At 56.9% G+C, this 13,419-nt stretch carries 14 protein-coding genes and 1 other RNA gene; 9 read left to right on the top strand and 6 right to left on the bottom strand.

What is annotated here, in order from left to right; translation table 11 throughout:
• Nucleotides 1–9 precede the first annotated feature (9 nt).
• The 3 genes from recR to dnaX are packed head-to-tail and all read right to left on the bottom strand — an operon-like array spanning nucleotide 10 to nucleotide 2,887.
• On the bottom strand, nucleotides 10–600 hold the full coding sequence (recR, locus tag B9Z43_RS10310; RefSeq protein WP_108325125.1) for a recombination mediator RecR: 591 nt from the start codon (nucleotides 598–600) through the stop codon (nucleotides 10–12).
• Between the two features lie 25 nt (nucleotides 601–625).
• The gene (locus tag B9Z43_RS10305) at nucleotides 626–949 is read right to left on the bottom strand and encodes a YbaB/EbfC family nucleoid-associated protein (RefSeq protein WP_108325123.1); all 324 of its coding nucleotides are present in this window, start codon (nucleotides 947–949) and stop codon (nucleotides 626–628) included.
• Nucleotides 950–988: 39 nt separating this feature from the next.
• Nucleotides 989–2,887 carry a DNA polymerase III subunit gamma/tau gene (gene dnaX / locus B9Z43_RS10300; protein WP_108325121.1) on the bottom strand — a complete coding sequence of 633 codons (1,899 nt, stop codon included), beginning with the start codon at nucleotides 2,885–2,887 and terminating at the stop codon, nucleotides 989–991.
• A gap of 131 nt (nucleotides 2,888–3,018) precedes the next feature.
• On the opposite strand from dnaX, the gene ffs reads away from it, so the two are divergent.
• An RNA gene (gene ffs, locus B9Z43_RS10295) (signal recognition particle sRNA small type) lies at nucleotides 3,019–3,115 on the top strand.
• 130 nt (nucleotides 3,116–3,245) lie between these two features.
• On the opposite strand, the gene B9Z43_RS10290 is transcribed toward ffs, so the two are convergent.
• Both B9Z43_RS10290 and B9Z43_RS10285 read right to left on the bottom strand, forming a co-directional pair.
• A complete protein-coding gene (locus B9Z43_RS10290) occupies nucleotides 3,246–3,539 on the bottom strand; it encodes a hypothetical protein (protein ID WP_108325574.1) in 294 nt (97 codons plus the stop codon).
• 74 nt (nucleotides 3,540–3,613) lie between these two features.
• Entirely contained in the window at nucleotides 3,614–4,933 is a 1,320-nt protein-coding gene (locus tag B9Z43_RS10285) for a TIGR03862 family flavoprotein (RefSeq protein ID WP_108325572.1), read from the bottom strand.
• Between the two features lie 104 nt (nucleotides 4,934–5,037).
• Between B9Z43_RS10285 and trxA the strand changes: the two genes are divergently transcribed.
• From trxA to B9Z43_RS10255, 6 genes are all read left to right on the top strand, one after another.
• Nucleotides 5,038–5,370, top strand: coding sequence for a thioredoxin TrxA (trxA, locus tag B9Z43_RS10280; protein ID WP_108325119.1), 333 nt, complete (start codon nucleotides 5,038–5,040; stop codon nucleotides 5,368–5,370).
• A 245-nt stretch (nucleotides 5,371–5,615) separates the two neighbouring features.
• Complete coding sequence (gene rho, locus B9Z43_RS10275) at nucleotides 5,616–6,878, top strand: transcription termination factor Rho (protein ID WP_108325117.1); 1,263 nt, start codon at nucleotides 5,616–5,618, stop codon at nucleotides 6,876–6,878.
• A gap of 84 nt (nucleotides 6,879–6,962) precedes the next feature.
• On the top strand, nucleotides 6,963–7,223 hold the full coding sequence (locus B9Z43_RS10270) for a type B 50S ribosomal protein L31 (RefSeq protein ID WP_108325113.1): 261 nt from the start codon (nucleotides 6,963–6,965) through the stop codon (nucleotides 7,221–7,223).
• 105 nt (nucleotides 7,224–7,328) lie between these two features.
• Entirely contained in the window at nucleotides 7,329–9,038 is a 1,710-nt protein-coding gene (locus B9Z43_RS10265) for a hypothetical protein (protein ID WP_233250073.1), read from the top strand.
• Nucleotides 9,039–9,041: 3 nt separating this feature from the next.
• Nucleotides 9,042–10,397 (top strand): MATE family efflux transporter, encoded by a 1,356-nt coding sequence (locus B9Z43_RS10260; protein ID WP_108325111.1) that lies wholly within the window; start codon nucleotides 9,042–9,044, stop codon nucleotides 10,395–10,397.
• 99 nt (nucleotides 10,398–10,496) lie between these two features.
• Nucleotides 10,497–10,799 (top strand): antibiotic biosynthesis monooxygenase, encoded by a 303-nt coding sequence (locus B9Z43_RS10255; protein ID WP_108325109.1) that lies wholly within the window; start codon nucleotides 10,497–10,499, stop codon nucleotides 10,797–10,799.
• A 19-nt stretch (nucleotides 10,800–10,818) separates the two neighbouring features.
• On the opposite strand, the gene B9Z43_RS10250 is transcribed toward B9Z43_RS10255, so the two are convergent.
• Nucleotides 10,819–11,256: a MarR family winged helix-turn-helix transcriptional regulator gene (locus B9Z43_RS10250; protein WP_108325107.1), complete on the bottom strand. Its 438-nt coding sequence runs from the start codon at nucleotides 11,254–11,256 to the stop codon at nucleotides 10,819–10,821.
• Nucleotides 11,257–11,380: 124 nt separating this feature from the next.
• Between B9Z43_RS10250 and B9Z43_RS10245 the strand changes: the two genes are divergently transcribed.
• Together B9Z43_RS10245 and B9Z43_RS10240 are read left to right on the top strand one after the other, a co-directional pair.
• On the top strand, nucleotides 11,381–12,079 hold the full coding sequence (locus B9Z43_RS10245) for a fumarylacetoacetate hydrolase family protein (protein ID WP_108325105.1): 699 nt from the start codon (nucleotides 11,381–11,383) through the stop codon (nucleotides 12,077–12,079).
• A gap of 178 nt (nucleotides 12,080–12,257) precedes the next feature.
• The gene (locus B9Z43_RS10240) at nucleotides 12,258–13,289 is read left to right on the top strand and encodes a TRAP transporter substrate-binding protein (protein WP_108325103.1); all 1,032 of its coding nucleotides are present in this window, start codon (nucleotides 12,258–12,260) and stop codon (nucleotides 13,287–13,289) included.
• Nucleotides 13,290–13,419: the final 130 nt, after the last annotated feature.

Here is a 13,419-nt window from a genome sequence, read left to right as displayed (position 1 = left end):
GTTGCCAACTCAGCGCCTGTCGACCAGTGCATGCGCGATGGTGCCCAAATCGACATATTCGAGTTCACTGCCCGCAGGCACGCCACGTGCGAGCCGGGTCACCTTGATACCCTGCTGGCGAATCATCTCTGAGATGACATGTGCCGTCGCCTCACCCTCGGCCGTGAAATTGGTGGCCAAAATCACTTCCCGCACCAGACCATCACCCACTCTTTTTTTGAGTTTGGCCAAACCAATATCGTGTGGACCAATCCCATCGAGGGGACTGAGTTTGCCCATCAACACAAAATACAAACCTCGGTATGTATCCGTTCGCTCGATCGCAGACTGGTCTGCAGGCGTTTCGATCACACACAACTGACTGCGCTCGCGCGTCGCATCCTGGCACGTGTCGCAAAGCTCTGCTTCGGTGAAAGTGTGGCAACACGCACAGTGCCGGACGTTGTCCACTGCATTTTGCAAAGCAACGGCCAATTGACGCGCCGTAGCCCTGTCGTTTTGCAGCAATTGAAATGCCATGCGCTGTGCGGATTTGATGCCCACACCCGGCAAGCCCTTGAGGGCTTGAACCAAAGTGGCGAGTGCGTGGGTATCAGCCATGAACAGCAGTGCTTTCGATGAACGGTCAGAAAGGCAGTTTCATGCCCGGTGGCAATCCAGCCGTCAGCTTGCCCATTTTCTGCTGGGACACGTCTTCAGCGTGACGCACCGCATCGTTGAATGCAGCGGCCACCAAGTCTTCCAGCATGTCCTTGTCATCGGCCAGCAGGCTCGGATCAATGGTCACGCGGCGCACATTGTGCTTGCAAGTCATCAAGACCTTGACCATGCCCGAACCGGATTGGCCCTCGACTTCCACATTGGCCAATTCATCCTGGGCTTTTTTCAAGTTGTCTTGCATGGCTTGCGCTTGTTTCATCAAGCCAGCGAGTTGTCCTTTGTTGAACATGGAATTTCCTTCAATTTCAGTTGTTTCAGTGAGAAAAGGTCAGATCACCTGCAAGCTGCCGGGCACAATGCGCGCGCCGAAATCCCGCACCATGGTCTGCACCAGCGGATCGTTTTCAATCAATTCCTGAGCGGCCACCATTTTGGCGGCAGCAGCGACAGCCAAGCGCTTGGCTGGACAGTCGAGCACAGGACCGAGCTCGATTTGCAGGCGCACTTGACCATGCCCTGCTGCGGCCAAAGCCGTTTGCAAGCGTTCACGGCTGGCCGGGTGGTTCAAGGATTCACGCTCAATGCGCAGCATCCACTGGTCAACATCACGCGCCACCAGTTGCGACTGCAAAGCCAATTCGCGCACCAACGCGGTGATGGCTTCTTGCGCCAGCAAGCCCTGCACCACGCCAAACCAGACATCGCCTTCTGCGGTGGTCTGCAAGGGTGTGGCGGGCGCGGTCTTGGGCACATCCACACGGGCAGAGTCAGAGGCTTCGCGCACGGGCAAAGAACGCAGACTCGACCCGACTGGAACAGACGACGACAAGGACGCCACAAACGCATCTGCTGCATCGTCGCCGGGATAGTCGGAGGTGTCGGGCAGATCCTCCCAAGGTGGCGGCTCAGACACCGGCACCATTGGAGGCGCTGCCGAAGGCGCAGAACTGGGGGCAATCGCTGCTTGTGACGCGACTGGGGGAGCTGGTGGGGACTGCGAGGCTGGTGCTGGCCTGAGCACAGCCACTACAGGCGAAGGCGCCAAAGATGGCTGAGCAGGTGTGGCCGGGACTTCAGTTACTGGGCTACGGCTGATTCGCGGACTTTTTTTTTCAGCCGATCCTGCTTGTGGTTTGAACGCCAACAAGCGCAGCAAAACCATGGTCAAAGCAGCATACTCATCAGGCGCCAAACCCAACTCGGGACGCCCATGCAGGCACAAGCTGTAAAGCAGCTGTGTTTCCTCTGCGGGCATGGCGTGGGCCAAATCGGCCAAACCCTGAGTATCGGGATCATCGCCGTCTTGTGCCATACCAGGCACCATCTGCATCACGGCCATGCGTTGCAACAGCATCGCCATGTCTTCCAGCGTGGCAGCAGCAGACACGCCTTGCAGACGCAAAGCATTGACCTGCTCGACCACGGCCGCACCATCGCCTTCGGCCAAAGCACGGATGAGCTGCAACACATGGGTACGATCCACACTGCCCAGCATCTGACGCACGCCCGCTTCTTGCAGTTGGCCGTTGCCGAAAGCGATGGCCTGATCGGTCAAGCTCAAGGCATCGCGCATCGACCCCCGTGCGGCCCGAGACAACAAGCGAAGTGCTTGCGGTTCAGCACTCAATTGTTCGGTGGCCAGCACGCGTGTCAGGTGTTCGAAAACGGTCTCGGGCGCCATGGGACGCAGATTGAACTGCAGGCAACGCGAGAGCACCGTGACGGGCACCTTTTGCGGATCGGTCGTTGCCAAGACAAATTTCAGATATTCAGGGGGCTCTTCCAGCGTCTTCAACATCGCATTGAAAGCGGTGTTGGTGAGCATGTGCACTTCGTCGATCATGAAGACCTTGAAACGCCCCTGCACAGGCTTGTAAACAGCTTGCTCCAGCAGGCTTTGCACCTCGTCAACGCCCCGATTGGACGCGGCATCCAGCTCGGTGTAATCGACAAAACGACCAGCATCGATGTCACGGCAAGCCTGGCAAACGCCACACGGCTCAGCGGTGATGCCGCCCTGCCCGTCTGCACCTTGGCAATTGAGCGATTTGGCCAAGATCCGGGACACCGTGGTTTTGCCCACGCCCCGCGTGCCCGTGAACAAATACGCATGGTGCAAACGCTGTTGCACCAAGGCATTGGTCAAGGCCTGAACCACGTGCTCCTGCCCCACCATTTCGGTGAAATTGCGAGGGCGGTATCTGCGCGCGAGAACAAGGTAAGACATGCTTCTGATTCTATCGGGCCGCAAAGCCATTCCGGGAAATGCAGCCATCAAAGCATCAAGTCCTGCGCATAAAAAGGGAAAAAGTACGGCCAGGCACAGAAAGCCTCCCAAGCTCGCCTACAATTGAAGGCGACGGGCCTTCCCGCATGGTGAAGCGGCCAACCGGGTCAGGTGGGGAACCAAGCAGCCCTAACTGTGGAGCCAGTGCCGGGGTCAAGGCTCGTCAACTAACACCTGTAAAAATGCGCCCTTAGGGCGCATTTTTGTTTGTGCATCCAGCAAAGGCGCACAAAGAAAAAGGCGCCGAATGGGCGCCTTTTTGAAAATCACACCACCGGGTGGTGTGGGCCTTGGCAAATCAAGCCATACGGCGACGCAAAGAAGGAAATGGCAAGGCTTTGACCTTGTTGGAGCTCACCAAGCGGGGGGCCTGAGGCGCTGCGCGGAGCAACTCCGCGACCAGCGCGTCCGCATTGGCGTGTGCGCCTGTTCGGTTGGATTCGAACGCCAAACGGGTTTGCTGAGCCACTTGGGCCACAAAATTTTGAGGGTAATCCCGAACATTGAAACCTCGCAGGGCCATCACTTTCATGAAGGCGTTGGCCGCCTCTTCAACGGCACACTGGTATTCTTTGGATGCATCTGGAGTCATGTCGACCTCGTTCATTGGATGAAGTTACTCACACATCCTCAACGCAGCACAAGACCATTAGGAATACATCGATCTCAAGTTTTTTTGAAAATATTTTCCAAAACATCCAGCGCTGCCTGTTTGCCACTGGCCAAACAGGCGGTCAACAGGTAGCCCCCCGTTGGGGCCTCCCAGTCCAACATCTCCCCGGCGCAATAAACATGAGGGCAATCTTGGAGCATCAAACCCGCCGTCAACCCCTCGAAGGCCACCCCTCCAGCCGTGCTGATCGCCTCTTCCACGGGTCTGGCCGCCTTAAGAGTCAGCTTCAAGCCTTTGATGCAAGTCGCCAGTTTTTCGGGTTGGCTCAGTGCCTCAGGAGGGCACAGCTCATGCAACAGCCCCATTTTGACCCCATCCAGGCCCAGACGGCTCTTGAGATGACTGGACAAACTGCGACTGCCCCGAGGCCATTTGACCGCAGACAAAACCTGCTCCAGGGACTTGTCTGGCAGCAAGTCCATCAGCAACTCTGCCCGACCGTGGGCTTCCAGGTCATTGCGTAACCAAGCTGATGCGGCATACACCAAACTGCCCTCGATGCCTGACTCGGTCACCACAAACTCGCCTTTGCGTGAAAACCGCGCTGGCGCACTGTCGTCAGCCCAAGCGGGCACTGAAACCGCCACCGACTTCATTGGAAAGCCTGCAAACCGGGTCCGAAAGTGATCGCTCCAACCGGCATCGCACCGCCCAAGCACATCAAAACCGCAATTGGCGGGTTTTAGCGGATTCACGGCAACACCTCGGGCCCCCAGCACTGGCACCCAGGCACCATCGGAGCCCAAACGCGGCCAGCTCGCACCACCCAAAGCCAATACAGTGGCCTTGGCACGGACAGTCAGCGTCGTCGCTTGCGCAGATTGATCGAAAAGCAGGCGCTCCTCCTGCCAACCCAGCCAGCGATGGCGCATGTGGAACTGCACAGGCACACCCGAGGCGGGATGACGCAGTCGGTACAGCCAGGCCCGCAGCAGCGGGGCCGCTTTCATCTCGATCGGAAAAACACGTCCGGATGTACCCACGAATGTTTCGATGCCCAAATCATGCGCCCAATGCCTGACCGCTTGCGCATCCATGACATCCAGCCAGCGCCCGACTTGGACAGCCTTTTCATCATAGCGATGGCGAAACGATGTTGAATCCTCGGAATGGGTGAGGTTCAAGCCACCACGCCCCGCCAGCAAAAATTTGCGCCCCACAGAAGGCATGGCATCAAACAAATGCACACGCACCCCGGCCTGAGACAAAACGTCTGCCGCCATCAGGCCGGCAGGGCCACCTCCGACGATGGCGACATCAACAGCAAGATCGGATGAGGTTGTAACTGTGGGTATTGGGCTTATCAAAGACATCAAAACAAAGGGTGGCAACACACGCGTGACAGATGCGCGTGTCTGGATTCTGTCAAAATAGCCTCAACTTTAGCCGCATCTTCAATGTTCACAAGGAAAAGGCCATGGCCAGCGATTTGATCAAACACATCACCGACACCAGTTTTGACGCCGACGTGCTCCAGTCGAGCCAACCGGTGGTGGTCGACTTCTGGGCCGAATGGTGCGGCCCCTGCAAAATGATCGCCCCGATCTTGGACGAAGTGGCTGGTGCCTACGAAGGCAAACTGCAAGTGGCCAAGATGAACGTGGACGAGAACCGCGACATCCCAGCCAAGTTCGGCATCCGTGGCATTCCCACCTTGATGATTTTCAAGGACGGTCAACTGGCAGCCACCAAAGTCGGCGCCATGAGCAAATCTCAATTGACAGCTTTCATCGACCAGCAATTGGCCTGATGGCGCATGGCTGCGGCATGAACCGCAGGCCAGCAGATAAAACCGGGACATTCGTACCCGGTTTTTCTTTTTCTGGCCCTGCCAAAAACCTGTCATAATTTCCGTAAGGCATCCCCAACAGGGAAACCCGCCTTACTCACCGGTCGATCCTGCCCCTGACCTCGGGCGACGCCCGGTTCTGAACACCTCCACTCGGTTCACTGATGACGATCCACAACGGGTCGTTGATATACAGGCCAACTCCCATGCATTTGAACGAACTCAAGGCACTTCATGTGTCCGAACTCCTGAAGCAAGCCGACACGCTCGAAATCGAGAACACCGGCCGCATGCGCAAACAGGAGCTGATGTTTGCCATTATCAAAAAGCGCGCCAAAGCGGGCGAACAGGTCTTTGCCGATGGCGTACTCGAAATCCTGCCCGACGGTTTCGGCTTCTTGCGCAGTCCCGACTCCAGCTACACGGCCAGCACCGACGACATCTACATCAGCCCCAGCCAGGTGCGCCGCTTTAACCTGCACACCGGCGACATGATCGAAGGCGAAGTGCGCATTCCCAAAGATGGCGAGCGCTACTTTGCCCTGACCAAGCTCGACAAGGTCAACGACGACCTGCCCGAGAACAACAAACACAAGGTCATGTTCGAGAACTTGACGCCTCTGTTCCCCAAAGAGCAGATGCGTCTGGAGCGCGAAATCAAGGGCGAAGAAAACATCACCGCCCGCGTGATCGACATCATTGCCCCGCTCGGCCGCGGCCAGCGCGCACTGATCGTGGCGCAACCCAAGTCGGGCAAGACGGTGATGATGCAGCAGATCGCGCATGCCATCACCGCCAACTACCCCGATGTGCACCTGATGGTGCTGCTTGTCGACGAGCGCCCTGAAGAAGTGACCGAGATGCAGCGCAGCGTGCGCGGCGAAGTGATCTCGTCCACCTTTGACGAACCCGCTTCGCGCCATGTGCATGTGGCCGAAATGGTGATCGAGCGCGCCAAGCGCTTGGTCGAGCTGAAAAAAGACGTGGTGATCTTGCTGGACTCGATCACCCGCCTGGCCCGTGCATACAACAACGTGGTGCCTTCATCAGGCAAAGTGTTGTCGGGTGGTGTGGATGCCAACGCCCTGCAGCGCCCCAAGCGCTTTTTTGGTGCGGCCCGCAATGTGGAAGAAGGCGGCTCGTTGACCATCATCGCCACGGCCTTGGTCGACACCGGCAGCCGCATGGACGAGGTGATCTTTGAAGAATTCAAGGGCACGGGCAACTGCGAGATTCACCTGGAACGCCGCCTGTACGAAAAGCGCGTGTTCCCGGCCATCAACTTGAACCGCAGCGGCACGCGACGTGAAGAGTTGCTGCTCCAGCCCGAAGTGCTGCAAAAAACCCGCATCCTGCGTCAATTCATGTACAACATGGACGAAATCGAAGCGATGGAGATGGTCTTGAAGAGCATGAAAGCCACCAAGAACAACTCTGAATTCTTCGACATGATGCGACGCGGCGGTTGATGCCCTATAATCGATTGGTTTTGCGGAAAGTGCACTCAGATAGGCTGAAGTGTGGCTACCGTAGCGAAATAAAAGGATTTCCCCATGAAAGACGGCATTCACCCCAACTACCGTGAAGTTTGCTTCCAAGACATGTCCAATGGTTTCAAGTTCGTGACCCGTTCATGCGCCAACACCAAAGAGATGATCAAAATGGAAGACGGCCGCGAGCTGCCTTGGTACAAGCTGGACACGACCAGTGAGTCGCACCCCTTCTACACCGGCACTCAAAAGTCGGTGGACAACATGGGCGGCCGCGTGGAGAAGTTCCGCAACCGTTTCGGCAAGATTTCCAGCGGCAAATAATCGGCTGGTCGCAATCCCCACAAGGGCAGTCCGGGCAACCGGCCTGCCCTTGTTGCATTGGGAAATCACTTTTCACAACCTCCAGACCTGCTATCTTCTGATTCTGTGAACCACCCTACCCCAGCCATCGTTGCTCAAAATGCTGTGCGCCGACTGCCGCGCCTGGCTTTGATTTTGCTTTGTGCAGCCTATGTGCTGCCTGGTTTTTGGGGACGTACGCCCTGGAAATCCAACGACATCGAATCGTTTGGCTACATGCTCCAACTGGCCCAACCCGCTTTGGGTGAAATGGTCAGTTGGCTCAGACCCACCTTGCTGGGACAGGTGGACGACAACCTGAGTTTGCTGCCCTATTGGCTGGGTGCCGCCGCCATCCGTTGGGCACCCACAGGCTGGGAAGATGTTTTTGCTCGCATACCGTTCATGGCCATGCTGGTGATCACATTGACCTCGACTTGGTATGCCGTTTATGCGCTGGCACGTCACCCTGCCGCACAGCCCATCGCCTTTGCTTTTGGCGGAGAAGCCAAGCCCAAAGACTACGCTTGCGCACTCGCTGACGGTGGTTTATTGGCCCTGTTGGCCTGCCTGGGGCTGGCACGTTTGTCGCACGAAACGACACCGGCGCTAACGCAGCTGTGTCTGTCCTCACTGCTTTTTTTCGGCCTCTCCACGTTACCGCGACACCGCATCCCAAGCGGCATAGCCATCGCCGGTGGCATGCTCGGACTGACACTGTCTGGGGCGCCCAGCTTGGCCTTGTGGCTGGGCGTTGGCGGTTCACTGATTCGCGCCGTCGCCCATCAAGATCCGACGCAACGCAAACTCAGCATGCTCGACTTGGGCACATTGGCATTGATTTGTCTGCTGTGCATCACCACGGCGGGGGCGCTGGACCTTTGGCGCTGGCGCGTGGTCGCGCATCAGATGGTGGACGTCCATGTTCTCGCCAAACTGATCATGTGGTTCACTTGGCCTGCTTGGCCACTTGCGCTGTGGTCCCTGTGGCGCTGGCGCAATCAGCTTTCACAAGGCTGGCGCTACCCGCATTTGGGTTTGCCTATTTGGTTTGCGGCCGTCACCATTGGCGCCACATGGTTCACTGGCCTGTCCGATCGGGCCTTACTGGTTTCACTGCCTGCAGTGGCCACTTTGGCCGCATTTGCATTGCCCACCTTGCGTCGCAGTCTGAGCGCATTGATCGACTGGTTTACCCTCCTGTTTTTCAGCGTGTGTGCCCTGATCGTCTGGGTCGTCTGGATCTCCATCCAAACGGGTATACCGGCCCAGCCGGCCGTTAACGTCGCCCGACTGGTACCGGGCTTCACGCCGGAGTTTTCATGGCCCACCTTGGCGCTGGCGCTGAGCGCCACAGTGGCATGGTTGGCTTTGGTCAAATGGCGCATTGGACATCACCGCACAGCCATCTGGAAAAGCATGGTTCTGCCCGCCAGTGGTGCTGTGCTGTGCTGGTTGCTGGTCATGAGCCTGTGGTTGCCCATGCTTGATTTTTCGCGCAGCTATGCGCCGATGGTCAAGAAAGTCACCGACGTCACTGGCCCGATCGCCTGCCTGCAATATGCAGGGATCACCAGGGCTCAAGGCACGGCTTTTCATTGGCATGCCAAAGTCAAACTTATGCCAGCCCAAGCCCCCCAATCGGAATGCCGCTGGCTGATCGTGGACAGTGCCAACCTGCCCTTGCTGTCAACCAAGCTTCAAATGCTTGGCTGGACACCAGCTGGCAAAGCACGCCGCGTCCAGAGCAAAGAAGAAGGCATGGTCATTTTTCGCCCAACACGGCCGCTGCCTTGAGCGATGTCTGAGCTGGGCATCATCGCCCGTCACGCGGGCACAGTGCTCATCGGCCAGTTGGCCGTGATGGCCTTTGGTGTGGCCGACACCTTGATCGCCGGCCGTTACAGTCCACAAGCCTTGGCAGTGCTCTCACTGGCCTCATCGATTTACATCAGCATTTATGTGGCGCTCAACGGCCTGCTTCAATCGGCGCTCCCGGTATGGGCTCAATTGCGCGGCGCGGGCCGCTCGGTAGAGATTGGCCAATCCGTTCGCCAAGCACTCTATATTTGTGCGGGTGCAGCCCTCATCGGTTGCACTGGCTTGTGGTTTCCCGAACCTTGGTTGAGCTGGACCGACGTCCCCCCTGCGCTTTGGCCCGATGTGCGCAACTACCTTCGGGTACTGGCCATCGCGCTGGTGCCTTCCTTGCTGTTTCGCATGTACAGCACACTCAACCAAAGCTTGGGTTACCCCCGGTTGGTGACTTTCTTGCAAGCAGGTGCCTTGCTGGTGAAAGTTCCTCTGTCCTGGGCTTTGACCTTCGGCATTGACCTGAGCCTCATCCAAACCGAGGGCATGGGAGTGGTGGGCTGTGCCTGGGCCACACTGGGCGTGAATACATTCATGTGTCTTACTGGCCTTTACTTGCTGCGCACGCAAGACATTTACCACCCGTACCAGTTGTGGAGAAAACTGGAGGCGCCACAGTGGCCTGCACTTTGGCGATTTCTGCAACTGGGTGTGCCCGCCGGCTTGTCCATCATGGTGGAAGTCACCTCATTCACTTTGATGGCCCTGTTCATTGCTCGTCTGGGTGCCGTGTCTTCCGCCAGCCATCAAATTGCCGCAAATTTGGCTGCCGTGCTGTACATGGTGCCGCTGGCCCTGGGCATCGCCAGCAGCGCACGCACAGGCTTTTGGCTGGGCGCAGCGCAAGCACACAAGGCACGCCAAGCAGCGGGCCTGGGGATCGGACTGACCATACTGGCCGCACTGTTCGGTGCAGGCTTGCTGGGCACATTCCGAGCCGACATTGCACAAGCATTCACCACCGATGCGGCCGTGGCACAGGCTGCAACTTTGTGGCTGGGCTGGGTCGCGCTTTACCACTTGGCAGACGCGGTACAGGCCGTGTGCGCTTTCTTGCTGCGTTGCTATGAGATCACCTTGGCGCCCTTGATCCTCTATGCCACATTGCTCTGGGGGCTTGGCCTGTATGGCGGTTACCGCCTCGCCTACCATGGCATCGGTCCTTGGGCACAGCGCCCCAGCGTGGACGCCTTCTGGATGACCAGCACAGTGGCATTGGCCATCGTGTCAGCCTTGTTTGCGGCGCTGGTTTGGCACGCTTCGCGCCCCAAGCACAAACCCTGAAGCAAGCACTTCGTATCCCTGATCAGTCACGCAAGCAACCTCAACCTTTTGGAATTTGGGTTAAGGTCAATTCTTCACAAATAACTTTTCAAGTCCGCCATGATCCTCGAAATCGCAGACATCCGCATCCAGCCAGGCCAGCAAGCCGCATTTCAAAAAGCCATCGAGCATGGTCTGAGCACGGTCGCCAGCCAGGCCAAGGGCTTTCGCGGCGCCAAGGTCAACCACGGCATTGAAAATCCCGAACGCTATGTGCTACAAATTTTCTGGGACACGCTGGAAGACCACACCGTCGGTTTTCGTGAATCGGACTTGTTCACCCAATGGCGTGCGATCGTCGGCCCCTTCTTTGCAGCGCCACCGCAGGTCGAACATTTCAACCTGACTTTCCAGTCGACCTGATCCAAGAACCTGATCGGCTTCACTGCGCTTCATGACCGGCCACCAAGCGGGTCAGTAAATCGACAAACTGCAATTGGTCGGCAGCGCTCAAGGGCGCCAAAATTTGCGTTTGGACATCCGCCACTGCAGCCTGCATGTTGGCCAAGGCTTCCACGCCTTGCTGCGTGACAACCAGAAGTTTGCGCCGACGGTCCGTGGCATGGGGCTGTCTGCGCAGCCAACCTTTGGACTCCAAACGGCCAATCACCGATCCCGAGGTGGCAGGATCAAAAGCAACACGTTTGGCCAAGGTGACCTGATCAATGTCAGGTGTGTCTTGCAAGGCGTTCAAGATGGCAAATTGCACCGGCGTGATGTCGGCCTCGGCCAGGCGTTGCGCAAAAATACCTACCGCTATCTGCTGTGCACGCCGAATCAGGTGCCCAGGTGCAGTGGCCACATCCAAACGCTTCGTCATGCTGTCAAGGCTTCCGTATTTTTTAGGGTTATTGCGGGGCGGCATTGCGATGCCCAGCCTCTATAGTAAGCCCACTTACGAACACATTTTCACGACGCCCTTCCTCCCTTCACAGAAAGTCACCATGCGTTTTGTATTCGAACCCTCAGCACCAGTTTCTTTGCCGGTCACAGGCCAAGACGAGCGTTTCCCGGTACACCGTGTTTATTGCGTAGGACGAAACTACGAAGAACACGCCAAAGAAATGGGCTTCACAGGCCGTGAACCCCCCTTCTTTTTTCTCAAGCCCTCCGACAGCTTGGTGGTCGTGGATGCGGGACAAAGCGGCACCATGCCCTATCCCAGCCTCACCAATAACCTGCACCACGAAATTGAACTCGTCGTGGCCATCGGTGTGGGCGGCAAAAACATCAAGGCAGCAGATGCCGAAAAGCACATCTACGGCTATGCCGTGGGCTTGGACATGACACGCCGCGATCTGCAAAACGACATGAAAAAACAAGGCCGACCTTGGTGCATCGGCAAAGCGTTTGACCAATCAGGCCCCATCGGCCCCATCACCCCAAAAGCCAAGGCTGGTGATGTGAACAACGCCGAGATCAGTCTGCAAGTCAATGGCGTCGACCGTCAACGCAGCAGCGTGGCCAAATTGATCTGGAACATTGCCGAAACCATCGAGCACCTCTCCGCTGCTTGGGAACTTCAAGCGGGCGACCTGATCTTCACGGGCACCCCCGAAGGTGTTGCAGCAGTCGTACCAGGTGATCGACTGGTGGGCCAAGTGGCTGGACTGGGCAGCTTGAGCATTGTTGTTCAACAATGAAAAAAAGTGCATAAAAATCCAAAATATCAGTATTTACCCGCATAAATTCCGATTTGACTTGCAACATAATTCATGTTCAGGTCATTCCGATCCGATGGCATTGGGTAAACACCAATTAACCGACCGCTTGGTTGGTTTTAAGATCCATCGCAAGACAAACCCCTTAGGAGCTCTCTGAATGAAACAACTGTTGAAACAAACCGCCTTCGCCGCTGGCTTGGCGCTCATGGGCTTGGGCGTCAACGCTCAGACCGTCACACTGAAAGTTCACCACTTCCTGGGCCCACAGTCCATTCAACACACCACGATGCTGGGCGACTGGTGCAAAAACATCGCTCGTGACTCCAAAGACCGCCTGAAGTGCGACATCTTTCCTGCCATGCAATTGGGCGGCACACCAGTGCAGTTGTATGAACAAGCCCGTGATGGCGTGATCGATGTGGCTTGGACTTTGCAAGCCTACACACCCAAACTGGCCAAACTCGAAGTGTTCGAGTTGCCGTTCATGATGACCAACGCTGAAGCCACCAGCCGCGCCGCTTGGGACTTTGCACAGAAGTACGCACAGGAAGACTTCAAGGACGTGAAGATGCTGGCCGTCCATGTGCACGGACCAGGCAACATCTATTCCAAGTCCAAGGCCGTCACCAGCATGGCTGACCTCAAAGGCATGAAAGTGCGCGCCCCTACGCGTCAAGTGAACAAGATGGTCGCCATGATGGGTGCCACGCCAGTGGCCATGCCTGTGCCACAAGTGCCTGAAGCCTTGTCCAAGGGCGTGATCGATGGCGCCGTGATTCCCTACGAAGTGGCACCTGGCCTGAAGGTCAACGAGTTGACCAACTTCACGGCAGAAACCGACCGCAGCTACAACGCGCTCTACACCACCGTGTTCGTGGTCCCCATGAACAAGGCCAAGTACGAATCTTTGCCTGCCGATCTGAAAGCCGTGATCGACAAAAACTCTGGCCGTGAAATGTCTGCCTTCTTTGGCAAAACACAAGCAGGTCAAGACGTGCCCAGCAAGAAGGTGTTCGAAGCTTCTGCCAACCAGAAGATCAGCATCATCCCCAAAGCTGAACTGGAAAAGTGGAAAAAAGCCACCGACCAGCTGGACGATGCTTGGGTAGCTGAAATGACCGGCAAAGGCATGGACGGCAAGGGCATGTTGCAATCTGCCACCGACCTGATCAAGCAATACACCAAGTAAGTCAACGACTGAGAACCTGAGCAAAGGCTGATGGCAGCTGGCTCAGGTTTTTTTATCGCCTATAGTTTTAGTCTTTGCCAGCGTCTTCGCTACCCGTCGAACTGGTTCTTGCGCTCACCTTTTTTATACC

The sequence above is a fragment of the Limnohabitans sp. MMS-10A-192 genome (genome assembly GCF_003063335.1).
GTDB lineage: Bacteria > Pseudomonadota > Gammaproteobacteria > Burkholderiales > Burkholderiaceae_C > Limnohabitans_A.
The sequence above is the reverse complement of the archived record's forward strand: the minus strand, read 5'-3'. Positions and strand labels throughout refer to the sequence as shown.

Bases quoted from the DNA above. Each gene is read 5' to 3' on its own strand.
- recR (WP_108325125.1), bottom strand. From the start codon at position 600: ATGGCTGATACCCACGCACTCGCCACTTTGGTTCAAGCCCTCAAGGGC.
- B9Z43_RS10305 (WP_108325123.1), bottom strand. From the start codon at position 949: ATGTTCAACAAAGGACAACTCGCTGGCTTGATGAAACAAGCGCAAGCC.
- dnaX (WP_108325121.1), bottom strand. From the start codon at position 2,887: ATGTCTTACCTTGTTCTCGCGCGCAGATACCGCCCTCGCAATTTCACC.
- B9Z43_RS10290 (WP_108325574.1), bottom strand. From the start codon at position 3,539: ATGACTCCAGATGCATCCAAAGAATACCAGTGTGCCGTTGAAGAGGCG.
- B9Z43_RS10285 (WP_108325572.1), bottom strand. From the start codon at position 4,933: ATGTCTTTGATAAGCCCAATACCCACAGTTACAACCTCATCCGATCTT.
- trxA (WP_108325119.1), top strand. From the start codon at position 5,038: ATGGCCAGCGATTTGATCAAACACATCACCGACACCAGTTTTGACGCC.
- rho (WP_108325117.1), top strand. From the start codon at position 5,616: ATGCATTTGAACGAACTCAAGGCACTTCATGTGTCCGAACTCCTGAAG.
- B9Z43_RS10270 (WP_108325113.1), top strand. From the start codon at position 6,963: ATGAAAGACGGCATTCACCCCAACTACCGTGAAGTTTGCTTCCAAGAC.
- B9Z43_RS10260 (WP_108325111.1), top strand. From the start codon at position 9,042: ATGTCTGAGCTGGGCATCATCGCCCGTCACGCGGGCACAGTGCTCATC.
- B9Z43_RS10255 (WP_108325109.1), top strand. From the start codon at position 10,497: ATGATCCTCGAAATCGCAGACATCCGCATCCAGCCAGGCCAGCAAGCC.
- B9Z43_RS10250 (WP_108325107.1), bottom strand. From the start codon at position 11,256: ATGACGAAGCGTTTGGATGTGGCCACTGCACCTGGGCACCTGATTCGG.
- B9Z43_RS10245 (WP_108325105.1), top strand. From the start codon at position 11,381: ATGCGTTTTGTATTCGAACCCTCAGCACCAGTTTCTTTGCCGGTCACA.
- B9Z43_RS10240 (WP_108325103.1), top strand. From the start codon at position 12,258: ATGAAACAACTGTTGAAACAAACCGCCTTCGCCGCTGGCTTGGCGCTC.